1 protein-coding gene is annotated in these 822 nt (G+C 47.8%); it reads left to right on the forward strand.

Going from position 1 to position 822, the window contains the following annotated elements; genetic code table 11:
• Nucleotides 1-822: thrombospondin type 3 repeat-containing protein (locus tag A3766_RS09195; RefSeq protein ID WP_197479467.1), on the forward strand; the 822-nt coding region annotated here is incomplete at both ends.

Consider the following 822-nt stretch of genomic DNA (forward strand, 5'->3'; position numbering starts at 1 on the left):
ACAATGACGGTGTAGGTAACTCAGAAGATACTGATGACGATAATGATGGTGTTGCCGATGATCTGGATGATTTCCCGACTGACCCGAATGAAATTGTCGATACCGATGGCGATGGTACCGGTGACAATGCAGACAGCGATGATGATGGAGACGGTACACCTGATTCCGAAGATGCCTTCCCTCTAAACTCTAGTGAAGACACCGATACCGATGGTGATGGTATTGGTAACAACACCGATGATGACGATGATGGTGACGGTGTTGCCGACAGTGATGATGCTTCACCTCTAGATGCCTTGGCAAGTACTGATACAGACGGCGACGGTGAGCCAAATATCACTGATACCGATGATGATGGTGATGGTACGCCAGACTCTGAAGATCGTTTCCCACTGAACCCTAATGAAGATACGGATACAGATGGTGATGGCATTGGTAACAACACTGATACTGATGATGATAATGATGGTGTAGAAGATGATGCTGATGCCTTCTCTTTACTTGCTTCTGAGCAATTAGACACAGACGGTGATGGCACAGGTAACAATGCAGACACTGATGATGATGGTGATGGTACACCTGATGCCTCAGACCCATTCCCCCAAAATGCTTTAGAGACTCGTGACTCCGATGGCGATGGTATTGGTGATACAGCCGATACGGATGATGATAACGATGGTGTACTAGATATAAACGACGCTGCACCGACTAGCCGCGATGGTGATGAAGATGGCGTAGGTGATGGCCGTGATAATTGCCCAGTGAATAGTAACAGTGATCAGCGTGACTCAGATGGTGACGGCCAAGGTGACGCCTGTGATA

Source organism: Oleiphilus sp. HI0132, from assembly GCF_001635845.1.